The sequence below is a fragment of the Gluconobacter sp. OJB genome, from assembly GCF_039638275.1.
Lineage (GTDB): Bacteria > Pseudomonadota > Alphaproteobacteria > Acetobacterales > Acetobacteraceae > Gluconobacter > Gluconobacter cerevisiae.
Genome location: NZ_JBDIWH010000001.1, coordinates 2,459,183 through 2,477,926, shown reverse-complemented (window position 1 = coordinate 2,477,926; position 18,744 = coordinate 2,459,183). Strand labels below are relative to the sequence as shown.

General features: G+C 56.3%; 16 protein-coding genes. 14 read left to right on the top strand and 2 right to left on the bottom strand.

Annotated features, from left to right (window positions below; translation table 11 throughout):
- Nucleotides 1-9 precede the first annotated feature (9 nt).
- Genes ABDK74_RS11495 through ABDK74_RS11475 form a run of 5 tightly spaced genes read left to right on the top strand, consistent with a single transcriptional unit; the run spans nt 10 to nt 4,371 of the window.
- A complete protein-coding gene (locus ABDK74_RS11495; protein WP_346003895.1) occupies nt 10-1,098 on the top strand; it encodes a glycosyltransferase family 1 protein in 1,089 nt (362 codons plus the stop codon).
- The gene (locus tag ABDK74_RS11490) at nt 1,092-1,463 is read left to right on the top strand and encodes a hypothetical protein (protein ID WP_346003894.1); all 372 of its coding nucleotides are present in this window, start codon (nt 1,092-1,094) and stop codon (nt 1,461-1,463) included. Before ABDK74_RS11495 ends, ABDK74_RS11490 begins: the two co-directional genes overlap by 7 nt.
- 3 nt (nt 1,464-1,466) lie before the next feature.
- On the top strand, nt 1,467-2,492 hold the full coding sequence (locus tag ABDK74_RS11485) for a glycosyltransferase (protein WP_346003893.1): 1,026 nt from the start codon (nt 1,467-1,469) through the stop codon (nt 2,490-2,492).
- 13 nt (nt 2,493-2,505) lie between these two features.
- Nucleotides 2,506-3,369 (top strand): glycosyltransferase family A protein, encoded by an 864-nt coding sequence (locus ABDK74_RS11480; RefSeq protein ID WP_346003892.1) that lies wholly within the window; start codon nt 2,506-2,508, stop codon nt 3,367-3,369.
- 36 nt (nt 3,370-3,405) lie between these two features.
- Nucleotides 3,406-4,371 (top strand): hypothetical protein, encoded by a 966-nt coding sequence (locus ABDK74_RS11475; protein WP_346003891.1) that lies wholly within the window; start codon nt 3,406-3,408, stop codon nt 4,369-4,371.
- 49 nt (nt 4,372-4,420) lie between these two features.
- On the opposite strand, the gene ABDK74_RS11470 is transcribed toward ABDK74_RS11475, so the two are convergent.
- Complete coding sequence (locus ABDK74_RS11470) at nt 4,421-5,872, bottom strand: phosphomannomutase (protein ID WP_346004219.1); 1,452 nt, start codon at nt 5,870-5,872, stop codon at nt 4,421-4,423.
- A 344-nt stretch (nt 5,873-6,216) separates the two neighbouring features.
- On the opposite strand from ABDK74_RS11470, the gene ABDK74_RS11465 reads away from it, so the two are divergent.
- The 9 genes from ABDK74_RS11465 to ABDK74_RS11425 all read left to right on the top strand — a co-directional run bounded on the left by ABDK74_RS11465 (nt 6,217) and on the right by ABDK74_RS11425 (nt 17,376).
- Nucleotides 6,217-7,836, top strand: a complete 1,620-nt coding sequence (locus ABDK74_RS11465) for an FGGY-family carbohydrate kinase (RefSeq protein ID WP_346003890.1) — start codon at nt 6,217-6,219, stop codon at nt 7,834-7,836.
- Nucleotides 7,833-9,542: a glycerol-3-phosphate dehydrogenase/oxidase gene (locus ABDK74_RS11460; protein WP_346003889.1), complete on the top strand. Its 1,710-nt coding sequence runs from the start codon at nt 7,833-7,835 to the stop codon at nt 9,540-9,542. Before ABDK74_RS11465 ends, ABDK74_RS11460 begins: the two co-directional genes overlap by 4 nt.
- 3 nt (nt 9,543-9,545) lie before the next feature.
- Nucleotides 9,546-10,529 carry a hypothetical protein gene (locus ABDK74_RS11455; RefSeq protein ID WP_194255271.1) on the top strand — a complete coding sequence of 328 codons (984 nt, stop codon included), beginning with the start codon at nt 9,546-9,548 and terminating at the stop codon, nt 10,527-10,529.
- Nucleotides 10,530-10,715: 186 nt separating this feature from the next.
- Nucleotides 10,716-11,525: a triose-phosphate isomerase gene (locus tag ABDK74_RS11450; RefSeq protein WP_346003888.1), complete on the top strand. Its 810-nt coding sequence runs from the start codon at nt 10,716-10,718 to the stop codon at nt 11,523-11,525.
- A gap of 35 nt (nt 11,526-11,560) precedes the next feature.
- Nucleotides 11,561-12,043 (top strand): RpiB/LacA/LacB family sugar-phosphate isomerase, encoded by a 483-nt coding sequence (locus ABDK74_RS11445; RefSeq protein WP_194255270.1) that lies wholly within the window; start codon nt 11,561-11,563, stop codon nt 12,041-12,043.
- Nucleotides 12,044-12,097: 54 nt separating this feature from the next.
- Nucleotides 12,098-13,030, top strand: coding sequence for a substrate-binding domain-containing protein (locus ABDK74_RS11440; RefSeq protein ID WP_194255269.1), 933 nt, complete (start codon nt 12,098-12,100; stop codon nt 13,028-13,030).
- A gap of 37 nt (nt 13,031-13,067) precedes the next feature.
- On the top strand, nt 13,068-14,573 hold the full coding sequence (locus ABDK74_RS11435) for a sugar ABC transporter ATP-binding protein (protein ID WP_346003887.1): 1,506 nt from the start codon (nt 13,068-13,070) through the stop codon (nt 14,571-14,573).
- Nucleotides 14,563-15,582, top strand: a complete 1,020-nt coding sequence (locus tag ABDK74_RS11430; RefSeq protein ID WP_346003886.1) for an ABC transporter permease — start codon at nt 14,563-14,565, stop codon at nt 15,580-15,582. Before ABDK74_RS11435 ends, ABDK74_RS11430 begins: the two co-directional genes overlap by 11 nt.
- A 36-nt stretch (nt 15,583-15,618) precedes the next feature.
- The gene (locus ABDK74_RS11425; RefSeq protein WP_346003885.1) at nt 15,619-17,376 is read left to right on the top strand and encodes a dihydroxyacetone kinase family protein; all 1,758 of its coding nucleotides are present in this window, start codon (nt 15,619-15,621) and stop codon (nt 17,374-17,376) included.
- A gap of 209 nt (nt 17,377-17,585) precedes the next feature.
- On the opposite strand, the gene ABDK74_RS11420 is transcribed toward ABDK74_RS11425, so the two are convergent.
- Nucleotides 17,586-18,725: a cupin domain-containing protein gene (locus tag ABDK74_RS11420; protein ID WP_346003884.1), complete on the bottom strand. Its 1,140-nt coding sequence runs from the start codon at nt 18,723-18,725 to the stop codon at nt 17,586-17,588.
- Between the last annotated feature and the right edge of the window lie 19 nt (nt 18,726-18,744).

Sequence of the window (18,744 nt, the reverse complement as noted above, 5' to 3'; positions counted from 1 at the left end):
ATTTCTACAATGAGCAAAATTTTTCTTAACGGACGCTTCTCGGTCCAGTCGCTTAGTGGCGTCCAACGTTTCGCAACGGAAATTACGCGTGCCCTGTCGGAAATCTGGCCTGCGGACCTATCACGCCCTGAGCTTCTAACACCCAAGACAAACCCAGCAGCTTCAATTTCTGTGGACCTTGGTTTTCCTGCACGCTCCTGTGGTCGATTTCAGGGACAGATCTGGGAGCAGATTGATCTTCCAAAGGCTGCTGCACCCGGATTGCTCGTTAATCTGGGTAACACGGCCCCTCTTCACCTGTCATCGCGGCATAGTCGGCAACTGGTTGTTATTCATGACGCCGGTGTCTTTTCAACGCCGCAATCTTACTCACGTCAGTTCCGCGCATATTATAAGATTTTACATCGCCTGTTGGCGTTGGGCAGAACGCGTATCGTTACAGTATCAGAGTTTTCCAGAAACGACATCGCACGCCATTTGAAAATCGACCCTTCTCGCATCAGCGTTATTACTGAAGGCGCGGATCACGCCACGCACATTGCGGCCGACAGATCGGTTTTGAAAACCAATGGCCTGGAGAACAGAAAATACGTTCTTGCCGTTGGTAACAAAGCGCCCCACAAGGATTTTGCAGCCCTCGATCATCTGGCGGCAACGTTGAGTCAGCGAGGGATCAAACTCGTCATTAGCGGCGGAATGAACGGACGGGTTTTCAGCGCCGGCACTCCTGACCTGCAGCATGCAACCTATGTCGGCAGGGTCACGGATGCGGAGCTACACGCGCTCTATAGTGAAGCTGCCTGTTTTGTCTTTCCATCCATCTATGAAGGTTTCGGCCTCCCCCCCGTAGAAGCGATGGAAGCCGGTTGCCCAGTCGTAGCCCGTGATATTCCCGTATTGCGCGAAGTGTGCGGTCAGGCCGCCCTGTTCGGTCGGGACCCCTCCGATCTGACAGCACGTGTCATCGAATTGCTCGACCACCCAGACCGCGCCAATGATCTCCGCTGTGCAGGCTATGAACAGGTTCAGAAATACCGTTGGACGATCGCCGCCCGACAGTTGCTAGACATCATGCGAGAGGAATTTATCAAATGCTGACAAATTCCCGCCTACTGGTAATGTTGATTGCCGCTACCGTCATCATGCCGGCTGCAGCACAGGACGAAACTGCAGACCTTTCTTCCAGAAAAATGGTCTTGTGGTGCACCGTCATCGATGGCGGCTCGAAGCGTCTTTTTGCTTCTGACCCGCTTCCTACATCTGAACTCAACCATATGGCCCTATGGAACGCCAATAGTCGTTTCATAACAATCGTTAATAGCCGCTACAATCTAACGATCCGCAATAATGACCATGCATGCTCGGTTTACCGTGATATGACGCATGCCACCAAGGCCCGCGATGCGCTCGTTTCTCTAGCACAACAACGTGGCAACCGCATTGTAAATGTCGGATCGAATTAATCCATGGTGACCGATATAGCCCAGATGCCCTCGACACATGCCTTCCGCCCACAAAGCTCTCATGAGGAAAATCGACAGATGCCGCCAACACTCACGAAAGCTGAAGAGGCTGTACCATTCAGGGAAAAAATGCAGACTGTCGTGGGTATCGCTACCAGTGGTCGTCCTGAAATTCTAGCAGAACTCGTGCGTCAATTGGCGCATCAGACGGTCAAACCGGACAGGATCATCATCAGTTACGCCAAACCGGACGATATTTCCGCTATCCCCCAAATCCTCCGAGACATGGCTTCACTCGATCTCGTCACCGGGTATCAGGGGGCTTCCGTTCAGCGCAATGTTATTCTCGACCGTCTTGAAGACGAAGACATCATCTTGTTTTTCGATGATGATTTTTTCCCTCACCCGACATATATCGCCCGTATGGTCGAAGCATTTCGCGACAATCCCAATATTCTGGGGGCCACCGGCCAAGTACTGGCAGATGGTGCGCAGGGACCTGGGCTGCGAATTGAAGACGCAAACCGCCTGAATGCTCAGGCTAATACGGAAGCGGTTTTCAAAATTGAGGATGCTTTCAACACATATGGCTGCAACATGGTATTCCGTTGCGCCGCCATAAAGCGCCTTGGCGCGCGCTTCGATGAAAGACTACCTCTTTATTCCTGGTATGAAGATATAGATTTTTCCCGTTCTCTTCTGCCTCACGGCAGGGTCGTTAAAGTTAACAGCGCACAAGGTGTACATCTTGGTAACAAGACCGGGAAAGGGTCCGGAATTCGACTGGGTTATTCCCAGATTATCAATTGCATCTACTTGGCCCAAAAAGGAACATATCCTTGGTCCAACGCACTAAAGAGCGCGGGGCGGCACCTGACTATTAATAGCCTGAAATCACTCAGGCCCGAATATTATGTCGATCGCAAAGGACGTTTCTTAGGAAATCTGATCGGGCTTGGTGATCTGCTCAGGAACCGTATTACGCCCGAGCGGGCTGCAACACTCCACTCCAAGAAAAAGGCTTCCTGAAATGAGAATCTCCTTGGTTATTTCGACTCTGGCTCGTCCTGTTGAGGTCGAAGCATTCATGCAGAGTCTGGAAAAGCAGACTTACAAAGATTTCGAAGTCATTCTGGTCGATCAAAGTAAATCGCACATCTATGATGACCTCGTCTCGCGATACAGCACCAAATGGCCGTTGAAACATCTTCATCCCGATATCAGTGGACTGCGTTATGCCCGTAATTTTGGCGCGAGTGTCGCAGTAGGGGATCTCATAGCGTTTCCAGACGACGACTGCATTTATGAACCCGACACGCTGGAGCGAGTGAACACCTATTTCTGTAAAACAGGCGATAAAGGCTTTCTTACGGGTGCCGTGCTCAATCTGGATGGTGCCCCTACAACTATGGGGCGCTGGCTGACCAGCAGTCAAAAGTTAAATCAGCATAATATCTGGACAGGCCTGATCGAATTCAATTTTTTCATGCCGCGCACGATGTTCGAAAAAATTGGCAGATTTGATGAAAATCTGGGGATTGGAGCCCCCTTTGGTGCAGCAGAGGGCCCTGATCTTGCTCTACGTTTAATGGCAGCAGGATCGCAAGGATATCATGATCGTGCTCTTCTGGTCCGACACACGGACAAGCCCGCCACTCTCAATGGTGAACGGGCCTATGATTACGGCACTGGAATGGGATATGTCCTTCGCAAAAACCATGCAGCCTTGAAGACAGTCGCGACATTTTTCATTCGTCCTTTTGGTGGTGTGTGCCTCAGCCTTCTCCGTCGACAATCTGAAAAAACGGCTTATTATTTCAAGGTGCTTCAGGGGCGGCTGGCGGGATATTTCTGCCGCGCGGCTAGCGAGGCAGCCCAACGCAATACAGGAAGAATTTTTTCCTGACAGACGGCTTTTCGTGCAAATGGGAAGACATACGCCATGACTGGTCGCCCCCTGAAAGTCCTTGTGATTTCTGGTATAATGACGGTGGTGCTTTCCACTTGTCTCGCCAATGCCCATCCGAGCGATCCGGCCACGATGATCGCGGCCTGCCCTGCATGGCCAGTCCATTGTCGGGTTGATCTGAAAGGGCAGGTCTACAAACTTCAGAACACCCTTCACCTCAATCCACTCACGACAACCCTGACCAATGGTATCCTGGACGCTTCCGGTCTTCCTGATGGAAAACCTGCGATCGTTATCTCGTCAGATGGAAAGGGGCAGCCTGAAAGTTACGATACCGCGGCTAACAGCATTGATCATCTTGTCCTGACCGGTCAGCCTAAGGCAGATGGGATCATTCTCGACAATGAAGATGAAGACAATATCCGTGCGGCGGCCATTATGCTGGAGAATATCTCCATTTCAAACTTTCGGCGCGGATTAACTGTTGGGAACCATGCCTATGGATTTGGACTTTCTCATGTCCAGATCCATAACAATGCGACGGGAATTTATACCATTCCCAACCCAGTGGATGCCGGAGAACGCATTGCGCTAGTGGATGTCGGCGTTTTCAACAATACGCTTGGCGTGGACGATGAAGGCGGTATGGAACTGGACTGGCTTGCGTCACGTCTCGATTACAACGCGATGACGGCGTTTATTTCAGGTCCGTGGACGTTCGACGGACATATAGAAATTTCCCCTCCGCACGCCCCCCCAATCAGGCTGCATGCTCTGGTCGGAAAACCGGCAGGTTCTCTGTACATGACCACCGGCTCAATCATTCTTGTCAATCAGTCTGACGGTAAGGCCAGTAGCGATTACTGGGCACAAAGCGATAGCCCCTACAGCGTCATCCAGTTTCCCGCTCAAACTTACGGTGTTCGCGGAAAGATCGGCATTATGAATGGTCCCGCCGCCGTTTACGGCCCTGCCCTTCCCGCCTTCACCCCCCGCTGATCAGGCCAAACTCTCAGTAAGGAGCAAAGCCTGACCGCGGGCCGGTCGCTTACGCCGTCCAGCGTCTGACAGCTTCAAGGCTCAACGTCAGAAGTTCTTCAGCCCTCTCGGACGTGGCCGATTCAATATACACCCGCAGTTCCGGGGCATTACCGGATGGCCGCAGGTGGATGATATCGCCACCTTCGAACGTCATGCGGATACCGTCCGTCTCGTCGACAGTTGCGACTGGTCCACAGGCTTGTACAAACCCCAGGGTCCTGCTCACAGCCGGAACATCCTCCCGCAGAATGGCCAGACGAGCCTTGCTCTGCTCTGTCGGAACGTCTTTCAGACGATCGCTCACGGTGAAGCGCGGCGGAAGTATTTCAAGAAGTTCCGCAAGCCCGCTCTGCCCGCTTCTGGCAGAAACCAGCGCACAGAGCATCGGCAGAACAGCATCGCGCGTCGGTAATGCCACCAGACGTCGGCCGTCATGTTCGATATCGCTGGCGAGCAGAAAGCCACCATTGGCTTCGTAGCCAACGGACGGAACATTGCCATTTTCCACAGCCTCTGTCATGCCTGACACGACGAACGGCGAGCCAATGCGCGTTCTTTGAACAAAGGGCGCAACGCCGGATGCTTCCAGTGCCGTATTGCTGCTGACAGGCGTCGTGACCGAGACAGCACCCAGTTTGCGGGCCGCGAGGATGCCCAGCACATCACCACGGAGCCAACGACCGTTCTGATCCGCCAGAAGCGGTCGGTCGGAATCACCATCCGTCGTTAGGATCGCATCATAATCTCCGGTCTGCGCCCAGTCCCGCGCGAGAACGACATCTTCCGGACGCACGGCTTCCGTATCGACCGAAACAAACACGTCGGAGCGCCCCAGAGGATGCGCTTCACCCCCGAGAGCTTCGACGACGGACACCAAAACGTCTCGACCCACTGCGGAATGCTGATAGATCCCCAGCTTCAGACCCGAAAGCGCTGTCGGACCAAAGAAATCGACATATCTGGCTACATATTCTGTCAGGACATCTGTTAGCGGCGGAACTGCAACGTCAATTTTCAGGGCGCCCTGCTCATCAAACCAGCCTTCCGGAAGCGTGACGTCCTCATGCCGCATGGCAGCTTCGTCGTTCTTAAGAAATTCGCCCCGGGCGCGATTGAACTTGATGCCGTTCCGGTCGTCCGGAATATGGCTTCCCGTCACCATGAGAGACGGAATTGCTCTGCCAAACGCATAGAGGCTCAGAGCAGGCGTCGGCACAAAGCCGCAATTTACCGGCTGACCGTCCATCCAGAGAATGGCAGCCGCACAGGCGCGCAAAATGCGTGGCGTACTCGGCCGGAGATCTCCGGCGATAGCAACGGATGTTCCGGGAGCAAACTCCCCCAGCGTCTGTAAATGTTTGAGATAGCCGACGGTATACGCAAAACAGACAGCATCCGTCATGGACGTCACAAGCCCACGCGCGCCGCTCGTTCCAAACGCAACGCCTGATTCCACCATCCAATCAGCTATTTTCATATGTAATCAGTCCCAAACAGTTAGAAAAACAGGCCATGGATGGATATGTCGGTGCCTGATTGCGAGCAGTATGACGCGCGCTTCTTTTTGCATCCACTCAAGAAGAAGCATTCCCTGTTTTTATGGCTGACGGTTGCTGTGATGACAACCGTGCAGGTTATCCGCAGCAGATCAGATTTCTAGCCCGTCATCGGGGCATCAGCGTGATAAGTCACACTAAATCTTAAAATATCACAGATATATGTGTTCTATATCTCGCAATTGGTGATATGGCTGTCCTTCGAATTTGCGTGTCCCTGACACTGAAGCCGTCTGGAGGGCCAGAAATGCGCCGGGATTTCATCATCGGAATCGATAGCGGTTCCACCACGACCAAAGCCGTTGTGTTTTCGTCCACAGGGGCCATCGTCGGAACAGGGCGACGCCGTGTTGCACAGCACATGGAGCGTCCGCACCATGTTGAGCGCGATATGCATGAAGCTTGGCAGGCCGTTATCGGATCCATTCGCGATGCGCTCAGCGCTGCAGGGCTGGACGGGAGTGCCATTGCGTCTGTCGGGGTCACAGCGCACGGAGATGGTGTTTTTCTACTTGACCGATCAAGTAATCCGCTGGGCCGGGGCATCATGTCGCTCGACAGTCGGGCGACAGCTATTCATGAGCACTGGAAGCGTGACGGCGTCTCCGATCTGACACTGCCTATCGCGGGGCAGCGTCCTTATGTGTATTCCGCTAACACGCTTCTCGCCTGGGTCCGGGACAACGAAACGGAACGGTATCAGGCGATCGGGTCCGTGATTTTTGCCAAGGACTGGATCCGGTATTGTCTGACGGGTGAAATCGCGACGGATCTGACCGAGGCCAGCACGTCTTTTACCGATCTGTACACGCAGGATTACAGCGACGACCTGCTGGATGTTCTGGGTCTTGCGGACATCCGGAACGCTTTGCCGGAAATGCGCCTCTCGTGTGACAAGGGTGGCGTTGTGACGGCGGAAGCCGCAGCCCTGACGGGGCTTTTTGCCGGCACGCCAGTTTCGGTCGGGTTGCATGATGTAACAGCCGCAGCCGTCGGTCTCGGACACACTAAAGCGGGCGATCTGTCGATCACGGCTGGGACCTTTTCAATCAATGAGGTTTTCCGCGACCGTCCTGTCGTCGGAGAAGGCTGGGCCTGCCGCGCGGGTTATCGTCGCGGACTGTGGAACTGCATGGCGATTTCTCCGGCGTCCTCAAGCAATCTCGAATGGCTGGCGAAAATCCTCATGCCGGGCGATCACGACGCAGCACGGGTTCTTTCTGCGGAAATAGAAGCGCGTCTGTCCCAGCCAGGAGCCCGTCCTGCGGTTCCGCTGTATCATCCGTTCCTGTTCGGCTCACCGTATGATGCGCCAGCTAGTGCATCCCTGTTCGGCGTGCAGTCGTGGCATGATCGGGCCGATCTGTTTCAGGCAATGGTGGAAGGAACAGTCTTCAATCATCGCGAACATGTCGATGCCCTGAAACAGACCGGACCGGTTCGCAGGGTCGGAATTTCAGGTGGCGGAAGCGGACAGCCTGCCATTGCCCAGATGTTCGCGGATATTCTGGGAATGCCTGTCCGCATACCTGAAGTCCGCGAGGCCGGAGCCCTTGGCGCGGCCCTGACGGCGAGCGTTTCCGTAGGGTTGTATGCCACTCTTGAAGATGCCGTGGCCGCGCAGGATGTGCCGATGCACACCTACAGACCACAGCTGGACCGCGAGCGCATTTATGAGGGAATCTATCGCCGCTATGTCGCTCTGACGCAGGCCATGAGGCCATTCTGGTCGGACCTCTACGACGGCGGAACGTCTTCACTGAAGCCTGCCGCGGCAGAACGGTCCCGTGAAAACGATCTTGTAGAGGCCGGGCCAGTTCTGAATTACGCCATGGCCGGCACCATGACACAGGGAGCGCGACCATGAGCGGACTGGAAGATATCCGCGAGAATGCGGAGTTCGATGTCATTATCATCGGGGCCGGCATTAACGGGGCCGGGCTATTTCGGGAACTGGCGCTACAGGATCTGCCCGTCCTGCTCGTTGATCGGAGCGACATCTGTTCCGGAGCTTCCTGTGCGCCCTCCCGCCTGATCCATGGCGGAATCAAATACCTCGAAACGGGTGAATTCCGCCTGGTCGCGCAGTCGACTCTGGAGCGCAATCTTCTACTGCGCAATGCGCCGCATGTGGTCAAACCCCTGCCAACAGTTTTGCCGATCCGCTCATGGCTCGGAGGCATCGTCCCGTCCCTGCAGAAATTCCTGCGCCTGGGGGGGAAAATGACGGACCGGGGGGCTCTGGTGTTGGAAGCCGGGCTTCAGATCTATGATTTTCTGGGACGGCGCGCGCGCGTCATGCCCCGACATAGCCTCTTCCTCAATCGCAGAACGCGGGAAGAATGGCCGCATATGGCGACGGATGTTCTCGCCACCGCACAATATTATGACGCTGCCATTACCCAGCCCGAGCGGCTTGGCTACGAATGTGTACAGGACGGGCTGAATGTCGGGACGGGCTGCGGAGTTGCGACCTATACCGTTCCGGTTTCTTTTGCCGATGGCGTTTTACAGCTCAAAGACAGCATCACCGGAGAAACGCGCAACGTTCGGACGCGAGCACTGGTAAACGCAGGAGGTGCTTGGATCGACCGCATCAATGCCGTCCTTGGTCAGACGACGCGTTATATCGGCGGCACGAAAGGCTCACATCTCCTGTTGCGGCACGACGGACTTCTGCGCGAGCTCAAAGGGCGCATGATGTATTTCGGAACGCCAGATGGACGGATCTGCCTAGCGTATCCGTTTTACGGTCATGTTCTGGTCGGCTCGACCGATATCCGGATCGAAGATCCCGATACCGCCACCTGCACCGACGACGAACAGGACTACATGCTGCGGATGGTCGCAGACCTATTCCCCGGCTTTCATTTCAGCGCTGACGACGTAGTTTACCGCTACAGTGGCGTCCGCCCTCTCCCCGCAACCGATGCAGCCGATCCTGGCGCCATCAGCCGTGACCATATCGTGCATGAAAACCGGCTTGGAGAAACACCTCTTCTGTCTCTGGTAGGCGGGAAGTGGACGACATTCCGCGGGCTGGCCGAAGAGGTTGGAGACCGCCTACTTGGAATTCTGGGCTCTGCACGGCACCTCTCTACGAAAAATTTTCCAATTGGCGGTGGACGCGATTATCCAACGCCGGAGCGGTATTCCGCGTATCTGGACGAGTTTTTCGTGACCTATGGCATGCCGCGTCAGAGGGCCGGAATTCTGCTTGAACGGTACGGATCGCGTGCCCGCGCTTTTGCAACGTTCTGCCAGAAAGAAGCCGACGCGCCATTGCGCACGCTCCCCACCTATACGCGGCGCGAACTGGCCTTTGTGGCGTCCGAAGAGCTGGTCCGCACGCTTTCCGATGTTCTTTTTCGCCGGACGCCGATCGCTCTGAGCGGCCTGCTGAAACCAGACACCGTCCTCGAAGTGGGCCGTATCGTTGGCGAAACGCTGGGATGGAACGCGCAGGAGACAGACAGACAGTGCCGTGCGGCCTGGAAGGAAGCGCAGGAGCGTCACAACCTGAAGGGCGAACTTCCGGGTACATCCCCTTCACAGACAGCCTTGAGAGCCTGAACCATGAACCGTTACGAAGAAAAAATCGCCCGTATGATGTCTGGTCAGGACGACCGCACAGATTTCATTCTGGCGGACGCCAAGGACTCCGACATGGCGGCGGGGATCAGCGCCACGGGCCTGCGTCGTGACATCAGGCAGGGTCATTCCCGCTTTCGGACCCGTCGCGAATATGTTGATGTGATCCACACTATCCTCCAGCAGGACATCGTGGACATCATGCTGACGTCGGCCTCCATTCTGGAGACCCTGATTGCGGAAGATGGTTTTGCCGGAACGCGAATTCAGTCCGCGATCCGGGCCAATGACACAACGGATCTGTGGCGCGGACGGGGTGGATCTTACCAGTCCCAGAAATCCGTTCCTTTCCGCTCGGCATCGCTGAAAAAAGCGCAGACCAGCCTTGGATTGTATTCCATGACTTTCAATGGCGATGCCGAACAGGACAGTTTTGCACTGGAAGAGTTCGCACGCTTTCGAGAAGAGGCCGAAGAAAGCCGCTTTTCGTATTTCCTTGAGGTCTTCAATCCCAATGAAGGCAGGATCGCGCAGGCGGATCGCGGCTTTTATCTGAACGATATGATCGTCCGCTGTCTGGCAGGTCTGCGGCGTGAAGAGCGCCCCGTTTTCCTCAAGGTCCCTTTTAATGGCGCGGACGCTCTAAGCGAACTCTGTGCGTTCGACCCTTCCGTGATCGTGGGCATCATGGGGGGCAGCAGCGGAACAACGCGCGACTGTCTGGAACTGATCCATCAGGCGCAGTGCTGTGGCGCACGCGCGGCACTTTTCGGACGCAAGATCGTGGATGCGGATGACCCGCTTCTGCTGATCGAGGCCATGCGTAGCGTGACCGATGGCGCCCTGTCGGCGAAAGAAGCGACGCATCTCTATCATGAAAAACTGGGCGCACAGGGCATACCACCACTCAGAGAAGCGGATCTGGATAGCGTCGTGACCGAAACTGTCCTCCTGGAACGCGCGGCATAACATTTTTATGTGATTCTGAAACAGACAGGTTCTCCGGGAGATTCACGAGGAAAAATTAGTCTTCAAGAGTATTTTCCAACTGAACTCCCCGGGTTGTGTATCGTTGTTTTTGGTATTAGTAACTTTTTTATGTTATGCTTTAACGCTCAAGCTAACATATACCGTTCTGCAACACGGAGAATCGGGATGAGCGTTCAGCCTTTCGAAAGGTCGGAGATGGGTCAGGTCTGGATCGGAACGAGCTGGAAGATGAACAAGGGCCCGGCCGAAGCCATCGCTTCAGCACAGGTTCTTGAAGGGTTTGTTCCGCCGCAAGGGATTCAGCCTTTCGTCATCCCGCCTTTCACATCCCTGAAGGATGTCTGCACCATTCTGGAGGACAGCGCCCTGTTAGTCGGCGCACAGAACATGCACTGGGAAGACAGCGGATCATGGACAGGCGAAGTCTCACCGGAGATGATCCGGGGCTGTGGGGCCTCGATGGTGGAAATCGGACATTCCGAACGTCGCCAGCATTTCGGCGAGACGGACTGGACAGTCAATCTGAAGGTTCACGCAGCACTTCGTTACGGTTTGCGCCCGCTCATTTGCATCGGCGATACGCTTGACGAGTATGAGTTTGGTGTCTCGCATGAAACGCTCGCCCGGCAGACCAAGATCGCGCTGCATGGTGTGGCGCGGAAAGATCTGGCGCATGTCCTGATTGCCTATGAGCCGGTCTGGGCCATCGGATCTTCCGGTCGCCCGGCGGACGCAGACTTCGTTTCGGACGTTCACACCCGCCTCCGGGGTGTCGTGCAGGAACTTGCCGGTTCTGAGGGCGCGCGCATCCCCTTGCTTTATGGCGGGAGCGTCTCGCGGGACAACATCCGCAGCTATGTCGGGCTTGCGGATGTGGATGGTGTGTTCATCGGACGGGCCGCCTGGAAGGCGACGGACTTCATGGCGCTTATCGACAGTGTGCGTGATCTGGTTTCGGACAAAATAGCGGCCTGAATGGCTGAATGAACGCAAGAACGGGGGAAATAACCATGCGTATTGCCATTGGTGGAGACAGCGCTGGAGAAGGTCTGGCGAAGCTTCTGACCCAGCATCTCTCGACGCTTGGACGTCATGTCGTCGTCGACATGTCCCATCCCGAAGATGAGCGCGCCGAACTGTATTCCGAACTGAGCGAGCGCGTGTCGCTGGCGGTTCTGAACGGTGAGTTCGACCGAGGCATCCTGTGCTGTGGAACCGGGATTGGCGTGTGCATTTCCGCCAACAAAATTCCTGGCATTCGGGCGGCCCTGACGCATGACACCTATTCCGCCGAACGCGCCGCACTGTCGAACAACGCGCATATCATCACCATGGGCGCGCGCGTAATCGGGCCGGAAGTCGCGAAGTCGATCGTGGAAGCATGGCTGGCCTGCACCTTCGATCCCACAAGTGCATCGGCACGCAATATTGCCGGAATTGATGCACTCGGCAGGAAATACCGGCAGCCAGCCTCTGCGGATATGAGCTGCTGAAATAAAAACTTTCAGCCCGAGCAGGTTCTGGCTGATTTTCGAAAGAACAGAGTTATGAAAACGGCATTTGCTTTTGCCGCAATGCTGGCGGCTGCGCCAGTTCTGTCCTCCGGCGTCGCCTGTGCGGCGGATAGTGGCGCGCCCCTGCGTTTCGTTCTGGTCCCCAAAACGGTCCATCCCTGGTTTGATAAAGCCATGACGGGGGCGAAGGCCGCTGGCGACATGATCACCAAAGCAACGGGCCGCCCGGTCGAGATCGAATATCGCGCGCCGCAAACGGCGGATGTGTCTTCTCAGAACGACATTATCGAACGCGCCGTCGCCACGCATCCCGACGGGCTGATCCTCGATCTGCTGGATGAAAAGGGCAACCGCGCTGCCATGGATGAAGCAGCAGACCAGAAAATCCCGATGACGGTGTTCGACTCCCTGCCTCCCGAAGGCATGGACATCACGGCCGTCGGCGCAGATTTCTGCGAACAGGGCACCATGGCGGCTGAAAGACTGGCGAACCTCGTTGGCAAGAAAGGCGAGGTTGCCATCATGATGGGCGTTCCGACGGCTCCGAACCATACGCTTCGGGCCGAATGCGAAAAGAAGGTCTTTGCGAAATACCCGGACATGAAAGTCGTGGCGACTGGGATCGACAATGACAGCATCGAAACCGCACAAAAACAGGCTTCCGCCATCATGCAGGCTCATCCGGATCTAGTGGGCTGGGTCGCCTGTGATGCATCCGGACCGGTGGGCATCGGACAGGCCATCCGTGAAGGTGGCAAAACCGGAAAGGTCAAGGAAGTCGGCCTCGACAACCTCAATGACATGATCCAGCTCATCAAGGACGGCGTAGCGGAATCTTCCGCCTCCAGCCGCCCCGAAATGCAGGGTTACTGGGCCGTCATCTCTGCGTGGCAGAAAGCTATGGGACAGAAGACACCCAAATATATCGATACCGGAATTGATCTTCTGACCAGCAAGACCCTCTGACATCTTGCCGCACGATCAGGACAAGGGAAACACGACCATGACAATTCTTCAGATCGAAGCCGTACGGAAGACCTATCCCGGCGTGGTCGCGCTCGATCATGTGGACCTGACGCTGGAGCCAGGGAAAATCCATATTCTCGCTGGTGAAAACGGTGCCGGAAAATCCACGCTGATCAAGGTTCTGACCGGCCTCGTCGCCCCTGATGAAGGCCGCGTCCTGATCGAAGACGGAGACGCGCTGGCAGATCGCGCCCTGTTTACGAAGGTTGCCTATGTGCCGCAGGAGCTGAGCCTTTTCGGTTCCATGACGGTAGCCGAAAACATGTTCATGCCGTTCGATCGCTCCGGCTTCGGCCATCTGACGGTCTCACGACGTGCCATGGAAAAGGCTGCGGCAGATCTCATCCAGCGCTTCGGCATTCATGCAAAACCCGGCCATCTGGTGAACCGCATCAGCGTGCCGGACCAGCAGCTTCTCCAGATCGCACGCGCAGCCTGCCGTGAGGAATTCAGGGTTCTCATTCTTGATGAACCGACCTCCTCGCTGACGGCGAACGAAACCGAGCATCTGTTCGGCATCATTCGCAGATTGCGCGATGACGGCTGCGCGATCGTGTTCGTCTCCCACAAGATGGAAGAGATCTTTGAGCTGGGCGACACGGTGACGGTTCTGCGCAATGGCCGCAGCGTCGGCACCTACCCTATGCAGGGCATGACGGAAGGACACCTGATCCAGCTTATGTCCGGCAGTTCTGTCTCACTGGAAGAGAAATTTCAGCCACGGTTCGCCGTCAGTGAAAACGACACCATCTTGAGCGCTAAACAGATTTCAGGGCCGGGGTTTTCGGACGCCTCCTTCACCCTGCGCCGGGGCGAGATTCTTGGGTTTGCGGGGCTTGTCGGCGCGGGCCGCTCCGAGCTGATGCAGACGATTTTCGGCTATCATCGGGCCACATCCGGCCAGTGCTTCCTCGACGGAGAAGAAATCCCCCGTGGCCGCACGGACCGTGCCGTGGCGATGGGGATGGTGTACCTTTCCGAAGAGCGCAAGCATCACGGCATTTTCCCGCTGCTCAGCGTGCGGGAAAATATCAGCCTTTCGGTTCTGGATCGCATGAAGCGCGGCGGCATCATCTCTTCCCGGCGCGAAAATGACGTCGTGGCGGAGACAATCCGGCAGTTCGACGTCCGGACATCTTCCGCTGCCAAAAAAATCGTTCATCTGTCAGGCGGCAACCAGCAGAAGGCAATTATCGGACGGGCGATGGCTCGCAGGCCGCGCGTCCTGATTTTCGATGAGCCCACAAAAGGGATCGACATCGGAACTAAATTCCAGATTTACCGCATTATGCAGCAGCTTGCCGAAGAAGGCGTAGGGATCATCCTCGTCTCGTCCGAAATGACCGAGCTTCAGCGCTGCGCTTCGCGGATCATCACCATGTACTCCGGCCGGATCACGGGTTCGTTCGATCAGGCCACTACCGACGTCAACACGCTTGTCGGCGCGATCATCGGCGCCCCGGAGACCCGTCATGTCGCTTGAAACCACCCTCCCCGCCGCGCCGTCCAAGCCGCCGAAAATGCCTCCTACGAAAGCATTGGTGTCGCGTCTGGTGGGCAATCCGCTGGGCGGCGTCATCGCCGCGCTGGTCATCATTTTCGGGGCCTCGTGTGCGCTGTCGCCGCACTTCCTGACGTCTTTCAACATGATGATCATCGCACGTGCGCTGGCCTTTGTCGGGCTGGTCACAATCGGGCAGTCCGTCCTCATGATTCTGGGCGAGCTTGATCTGTCCGTTGGCGCCATTGGCGGTCTGGCGGGCGTGGTCGGCGGCATTTTAATGGTGCAGCTTGGGTTGAACCCCTGGCTTTCGCTGGCTCTGTGCCTGCTGATGGGAGCCGGGTGCGGCTTGCTGAACGGGGCGCTCATTACGCAGCTTCGCCTTCACTCGCTGGTGCTGACAATCGGTATGGCCGGCGTTTATGGCGGCGCCAACCTCGTTGCGACCAAAGGCGTGGCCATTACGGGCATCCCCCGTGACATCTCCTTTCTCGGGCGTGGGCTCGTCATGGGCGTCCCCGTGCCGTTCGTCGTGCTTCTGGTGTGTCTGGCGGTTGTGGCGTTCGTCATGTTTCGCACGCCCGTCGGCCGCTACATCTACGCGATCGGCAGCAACCCGGACGCCGCCCGGATGCTGGGCATCCGCGTCAACGCCATCCGCATGGGCGCCTTCGCGCTCGCCGGGTTCCTGTCCGCACTCGCCGGGATCTTGATGGTCGCCCGTCTGGGAACGGCCCAGCCTTCCATCGGTGACACCTGGGTTCTCGCCCCCATCGCCGCAGCCGTCATTGGCGGTGTCGCAACCACCGGCGGCATCGGCAGCCCGGTCGGAGCGGTTCTGGGTGCGGTCATCATCGGCATGATCGAAGACATCATCGTTCTGTTCGGAATTTCGCCCTACTGGCAGTCGGTCGTCAGCGGCGGGATCGTTGTCCTCGCCATCTCCTTCGACGCGCTGGCCCGTCGTTACCTCAACCGTGATGCAGCCTAACTGTCCCGCTGCGGGACACGACTGGAGGAAAAACACATGACCAAGATTTGCGGCGACGCATCCAATTTCGCAATGTCAGCCCTTCGCGGGTTCAGCCTGATCCATCATGACCTTGTGCGCCTCGTCCGTGGCGGCGTTCTGCGGGCAAAGCCCGGCCCGAAAGGCAAAGTCGCCGTCGTGCTGGGCGGCGGTTCGGGCCACTATCCCGCATTTGCGGGCTATGTCGGCAAGGGCTTCGGCGATGCCGCCGTGGCAGGCGACATTTTCGCATCTCCCTCCACGCAGGCCATCAAAAGCATCGCCCGACAGGCCGATCTCGGCGGTGGGATCATCCTCGGCTACGGCAACTACGCGGGCGATGTGCTCAATTTCGGGATTGCCGCCGACCGCCTGCGCGAAGAGGGCTATGACGTCCGCGTTGTGGCAACCGCCGATGACGTGGCCAGTTCGGACGCCTCCACCCGCGAACGCCGCCGGGGCATTGCGGGAGACCTGCTGATTTTCAAGATCGTGGGGGCCGCTGCCGAAGCTGGCCTGACGCTCGATGAAGTTGAGGAAGTCGCGCATCGCGTGAACCGTCAGACCTGCACCTTCGGCGTGGCTTTCGACGGCTGCACGCTGCCCGGCGAGACTGAAAAACTGTTCGAAGTTCCCAAGAACCGTATGGCCCTCGGGCTTGGCGTCCACGGTGAACCGGGAATTGACGAACAGGACGTTCCCAGCCCCGAGGCACTGGCAAAAATCCTGTTCGATCGCCTGTTGGCAGAAATCCCCCATGAAGCACCGCGCCGTGTCGCCGTTCTGCTGAACGGTCTGGGCAGCACCAAGCAGGAAGAGCTTTTCGTGCTGTGGAACGCACTGGCGCCGATGTTCGAAAACGCCGGACTGACCCTCGTGGCTCCGCTGGTGGGCGAGTATGTCACCAGTCTGGACATGGCGGGCTGTTCCCTCACCCTGACATGGCTCGATGAAGACCTTGAGCAATACTGGCGCGCACCAGTGGATTCTGCGGCCCTACGCCACGGAACGCTGATTGGAGATGGTGTGGCCGATCTTGCCGTCGAGGATGAGGCCACGATCGTCTATATGCGCTCCGCTACCGCAGCGGGCCGTCAGGGCGGGGCGTGCGTCGCGGATGTTATGGAAAACCTGGCGAAGATGCTGGCCGCCGAGGAGTCCAGCTTGGGCCATATCGACGCCCTTGCAGGCGACGGCGATCATGGACAGGGCATGGCGCGCGGGTCAGCCGCGTCGGCCCGCGCAGCCCGCAACGCAGCCAATGCCGGTGCAGGCCCTGCCACGGTTCTGGCCACGGCCGCCGATGCGTGGGCCGATCGTGCCGGCGGCACATCGGGGGCTCTGTGGGGGGAGGGTCTGCGGGCGTTTAGCACGGCGCTTGATGACGGACGTCTGCCAAGTGCCGAACAGCTTTCGCAGGGGGCACGTAACAGCATGGAACGCATCATGCTGCTCGGCAGGGCAAAACCCGGCGACAAGACGCTCGTAGATGCGCTGGTCCCGTTTGTGGAAACGCTGGAGCGGGAACTGGCCGCGGGCCATGAACTCGTCAAAGCCTGGATGGAAGGTGCTGAAACCGCCTATCAGGCTGCGCAGGATACGCGCAACCTTTTACCAAGGATGGGACGTGCGAAAATGCATGGCGAACGCAGCAAGGGCCATCCCGATGCGGGTGCCTTGTCCCTTGCCCTTTGCGCACGCAGTGTCGGCAGGGACTTGAAGGCCGGAATGGCTGCCCAACATGGATACGATCTGCTCCGCGACCTCAGAGCCTGACAGGAAAGACTTTAAAACACTTCTGGTTGTCGTTCACTGAAGGTCCAGCGAACGAAAACCAGCACTAATCAGCCAAAAGCGGTTATTAATAAACGACCACCTGTTCTTCTACTGGACAGGCTGATGCGGAGGCTTGTGATCTACCCTCATATCCAGAAATATACGTAAAATTCTTTACACCAGTAGGGTATGAAGCAGAGAATATTATTTTATCTGTTATTTTTAACCACAGGTTGCCGCGTTTTCCTGAGATGACTAATAAACTGATCATCGACCTCAAGATGTCCTTTGACTAGGTGTGCAGGGGTTAATGCTAACCAGTTGTTGAATGAAATATCTTTATATTGTCCTGTATGGAATACGTTAATGACACGAACTGGCTCGTCACCTATATTTTCAATATAATGCGCTAAAGTTCTGGGGACATAACCGACATCACCGGGAACAAAATCAAATGTCCTGGCATTATCAACGGCATCGAATACCGTCATTCTAGCTTTTCCTGAAATATAGTATTGCAATTCATCAGCATCCGGATGCCAGTGAATCTCACGCATTCCGCCGGGTTCGAGATCAATAATCAATGCAGCCAACGTCGTCACACTAAAATTGCGTGAGTCGATAACCTGCGTTGCGCCTCCTGGATAAGCCGTAGGCGGGGTAGTGGAGGCACGAAACACGTATTTGTCGGTAAAACTTACGGCGCCAAGATCCCGGCGTACCTGCTCAAGCGGGGGTGGAACCGGTTGACGGAAGATATATTTTTCATGTGATGGAATATTTGCAAAAGCCGCTTCAGGAACGCCAAAGTTTTTTGCCAGAACCTCCAATGGAACATGCGCAAATAATTCCGTCACCAATAGTGTTTGGTTTTCTGAAAAATTCCCATCGTTAAAAACAAGTACGAACTCTGTACCTTCTTCCAAGCCCTGAATAGCATGTGGGAAGCCTGCTGGAGCGAACCATAAATCTCCCGGTTCCAGATCTTCAATAAGAGTCTGACGCTGGTCGTCCATAAGGTAGAAGCGAACTTTTCCCTTGAGCACGTAAGCCCACTCCGCTTCCTTATGCCAATGCATTTCACGCACGACGCCAGGAGGAAGGCGCATATTAACGATAGCGAGCTCTTTCAGCGCGCCCATTTCACGACAGGTGACCTCTCTTGCCCACCCGCCATCTTCAAGACGGTTATGCGCCATAGCGAAAGGAAACTTCAGATTAGGAATGCCACCCTTATCTGTCGCCGGTGGTAGAAAAATATCTGGATTTTGCAGTTCAATTTCCGGATTACGCGGGCCAACAATATCAGCTCCTTTGGAGCCCATAATTGGCTGCTTTAAATTTTCCATCACTAATCATCCTATCAGA

Bases quoted from the DNA above. Each gene is read 5' to 3' on its own strand.
- ABDK74_RS11455 (WP_194255271.1), top strand. From the start codon at position 9,546: ATGAACCGTTACGAAGAAAAAATCGCCCGTATGATGTCTGGTCAGGAC.
- ABDK74_RS11435 (WP_346003887.1), top strand. From the start codon at position 13,068: ATGACAATTCTTCAGATCGAAGCCGTACGGAAGACCTATCCCGGCGTG.
- ABDK74_RS11460 (WP_346003889.1), top strand. From the start codon at position 7,833: ATGAGCGGACTGGAAGATATCCGCGAGAATGCGGAGTTCGATGTCATT.
- ABDK74_RS11420 (WP_346003884.1), bottom strand. From the start codon at position 18,725: ATGGAAAATTTAAAGCAGCCAATTATGGGCTCCAAAGGAGCTGATATT.
- ABDK74_RS11465 (WP_346003890.1), top strand. From the start codon at position 6,217: ATGCGCCGGGATTTCATCATCGGAATCGATAGCGGTTCCACCACGACC.
- ABDK74_RS11475 (WP_346003891.1), top strand. From the start codon at position 3,406: ATGACTGGTCGCCCCCTGAAAGTCCTTGTGATTTCTGGTATAATGACG.
- ABDK74_RS11450 (WP_346003888.1), top strand. From the start codon at position 10,716: ATGAGCGTTCAGCCTTTCGAAAGGTCGGAGATGGGTCAGGTCTGGATC.
- ABDK74_RS11470 (WP_346004219.1), bottom strand. From the start codon at position 5,872: ATGGTGGAATCAGGCGTTGCGTTTGGAACGAGCGGCGCGCGTGGGCTT.
- ABDK74_RS11445 (WP_194255270.1), top strand. From the start codon at position 11,561: ATGCGTATTGCCATTGGTGGAGACAGCGCTGGAGAAGGTCTGGCGAAG.
- ABDK74_RS11495 (WP_346003895.1), top strand. From the start codon at position 10: ATGAGCAAAATTTTTCTTAACGGACGCTTCTCGGTCCAGTCGCTTAGT.
- ABDK74_RS11490 (WP_346003894.1), top strand. From the start codon at position 1,092: ATGCTGACAAATTCCCGCCTACTGGTAATGTTGATTGCCGCTACCGTC.
- ABDK74_RS11440 (WP_194255269.1), top strand. From the start codon at position 12,098: ATGAAAACGGCATTTGCTTTTGCCGCAATGCTGGCGGCTGCGCCAGTT.
- ABDK74_RS11430 (WP_346003886.1), top strand. From the start codon at position 14,563: ATGTCGCTTGAAACCACCCTCCCCGCCGCGCCGTCCAAGCCGCCGAAA.
- ABDK74_RS11485 (WP_346003893.1), top strand. From the start codon at position 1,467: ATGGTGACCGATATAGCCCAGATGCCCTCGACACATGCCTTCCGCCCA.
- ABDK74_RS11425 (WP_346003885.1), top strand. From the start codon at position 15,619: ATGACCAAGATTTGCGGCGACGCATCCAATTTCGCAATGTCAGCCCTT.